Consider the following 2,787-nt stretch of genomic DNA (forward strand, 5'->3'; position numbering starts at 1 on the left):
CCCTCCCGCCGCTGCCCGCCCTCACGCTCCCCGGATGCGGATACGGACCCGGCACTGGCACCGGATACGGCACTGGCCGACCCGGCACCGGCACCGGCGACCGTATGCGCCGCGTCAAGCGCCACCCACTCCCCGGTCGCCAGGTGGGCCGAGGCCAGGATGGCGCCGTGGGCGCCGAGCGCCAGCAGCGCGGGCGCGAAGATGTCGTCGCCGGCCAGCACCTCGAACCCTGCGGGCGCCGAGGCGAGAAGTGCGACGGTCTCCGCGGTGACCGCCCCTGCGGCGTACTTCACACCTGCCACGCCGGGGATCGCCGCGAGGTCGGCGAGCGCGGCGGCGGAGAGCGGCTGCGCGGTGCGGTAGGGGACGTGGTAGATCAGCACGGGCACCGGGCTCGCGGCGGCGACCTCGCGGAAGTGGGCGAGCACCCCCGCCTCGCCAGGCCGGGTGAAGGAGGGGACGGTCACGAGCGCGGCGTCGGGCACCTCGTCGAGCCCGGCGAGGGCGGCCACCTCGCGCACGGCCCGCCGGGTGGACCCGGCGCCGCCCACCCCGACGGTGAAGCGGGCGCCGTGTGCACGGCAGATCCGGCCGACGGCGGCGGTGACGGCGACCCGCTCGTCCGGTTCGAGTGCGGCGGCCTCCGCGGTGGTGCCGAGGGCGACCAGCCCGCCGGCCCCCGCGTCCAGCAGGTCGTGCCCGAGGCGCTCCAGCGCGGCGAGGTCGACCTGCCCGTCCGGCCCGAACGGTGTGATCAGCGGTACGTGGATCATGTCTGCGAGTGTGCGCCGCCGAGAAGCGCAAGGTCCAGTTAAATGTTGTGCACGGAACTCTTAAGCAGCTCTACGCTTCCGGTCATGTATGAGATCTCCGCCGATCCGGCCCGCCTCGACGTCCCCCGCATCCACCGGTGGCTGTCCGTCGACTCGTACTGGGCGAAGGGCCGTTCCCTCGACAAGCAGCAGGCCGCGATGGCCAACTCCCTCAACTTCGGCGCGTACCACGAGGCCACCGGCGAGCAGCACGGGTACGCCCGTGTCGTCACCGACCTCGCCACGTTCGCCTGGCTCTGCGACGTGTTCGTCGATCCGGCCGCCCGCGGCCGGGGCCTGGGCACCACCCTGGTCGCCGCTGTCCGCGACCACCTCGCGCCGTACCACGTGCGCCGCATCATGCTCGCGACCGCCGACGCGCACGGCGTCTACGCGAAGTTGGGCTTCGAGCCGCTCACCGACCCGTCCAGGTGGATGTCCCTCGGCAGCCCGTAGCCCACTCGCCCGCAGGCCACTGGTAGTTCATGGGGTGTTGCCGTCCTCGAACACCGGCGCCGCACGGTCGGCCGGGAGCCGGGCCGACCGCGCCGGCGCTGCTACCGGCCCGGTGCCGCCGGACGGTCGGAGGACGAAGGACGAAGGTCAGAACGTGTCAGGGCACCACGGGCGGCGCGGGGTGCGGAAGAGGGTGTCCGCGACCTGGGCCGCCTGCGCGCGGTGCTCGGTGATCCGGCCGAGCACGGCCAGCCGGACCGCGGACTCGTCGCCGAGATAGAGGCAGCCGAGGTCGGCGGCGGACAGCGACAGGTCGGGGGGCGCCGACGAAGGGGTGCAGGAAGCGGCCCCCTTGCCGTCGGTCTCCAGCAGGAAGCGGCCGGCGGCAGGGCCCGCCGTGGTCCGGGCGCCGTCGCGCACCTCGTCATGGACCTCCAGCACCAGGCCGGTGGCGGCGCCCGCGTAGCTGCGGGCGGCGAGCGCGGCCGGGGTGTCCAGCAGCCGCAGCCACATGAAGTCGGCGTACGCCTCGGTGCGGGCGGCGCGCGGGTCGCCCAGCAGCAGCGGCATGATGTCGTCGGGCGCGCGGTACCCGGACGTGATCCGGGTGATCCAGTCCATCGAGAGCAGGAACCGCCACAGCGCCTGCTCGGCGGCCGGGCTGGCCGCGATCAGGTCCCAAACCGTGAGCTCCGCCCGCGGCAGCTTGCCCGGCCAGGGATGGTCCTGCACGTCCCAGAGGACGAACCCGTCGACCTGGCCGTCAGGACCCCGGTAGAGCGCGCAGAACCGTTCCTTCCACTCCGGCAGCCGCACCTCGCCGATGGTCCGCTGCCACCACAGCGACGGCCGGTCGATCGCGCCCGGGGTCAGTGCCCTGAGCCGGTCGTGCACCTCGGGGCCGAACTCGCCCAGCTCCGCCAAGGTGGCCATGTCCACCCGGCCGCCGTCGTCCGGCCCGGCGTAGCGGTGGTCGAGCGCGGCCCGCGGCACGTCGACCTCCCAGTTCGTCACCCAGGTCGCCGGGCCGAAGCCGAACCGGCCGTAGATCGGGTACTCGGCGGCGATCAGGATCGACACCGCGTCCCCGCGCTCCTTCGCGTCGGCGAGGTCCGCGGCCATCATCCGCGCGGCCAGCCCGCGCCGCCGGTGGGTGGCGGTCACCGAGACGTTGGTGACCGCCGACGCGGGCACCGCCGCGCCGCCCGGCACCGTCAGCTCCCGGGGCATGCTGCGGAAGGTCGCCACGCAGCGGCCCCGGTCGAACGCCCCCCGGGACCGGCTCCGGTCGATCAGCGAGCGGCGGGTCGCCACCACCTCCGCGTCGACCGACGGTCCGAGGTGGAAGCCCGCGTACTGCGCCCGCACCCAGTCGGCGACATCGGACTCTTCGAGGGTGCGGATCTCAGCAGTCATGCCCGGCACCATATGCGCGCCGCCCCGCGCCCCGCACACGAATATCCGCCCGGACGGGCCGGCCTGCACCGGCGCGGGCCGGCATGCCCCGGACCGAACCGGC

General features: G+C 74.5%; 3 protein-coding genes. 1 reads left to right on the forward strand and 2 read right to left on the reverse strand.

Going from position 1 to position 2,787, the window contains the following annotated elements; translation table 11 throughout:
- Positions 1–773, reverse strand: a 773-nt coding sequence (locus tag AC13HU_RS35180) for a dihydrodipicolinate synthase family protein (protein WP_483046061.1), incomplete at its 3' end; no start/stop codon positions are given.
- A gap of 84 nt (positions 774–857) precedes the next feature.
- Here AC13HU_RS35180 and AC13HU_RS35185 point away from each other — a divergent pair.
- The gene (locus AC13HU_RS35185) at positions 858–1,268 is read left to right on the forward strand and encodes a GNAT family N-acetyltransferase (protein WP_483046062.1); all 411 of its coding nucleotides are present in this window, start codon (positions 858–860) and stop codon (positions 1,266–1,268) included.
- 147 nt (positions 1,269–1,415) lie between these two features.
- Here AC13HU_RS35185 and AC13HU_RS35190 read toward each other — a convergent pair whose 3' ends face one another.
- Positions 1,416–2,684 carry a GNAT family N-acetyltransferase gene (locus AC13HU_RS35190; protein WP_483046063.1) on the reverse strand — a complete coding sequence of 423 codons (1,269 nt, stop codon included), beginning with the start codon at positions 2,682–2,684 and terminating at the stop codon, positions 1,416–1,418.
- Positions 2,685–2,787 lie beyond the last annotated feature (103 nt).

It is taken from the genome of Streptomyces sp. NH27 (assembly GCF_056859195.1).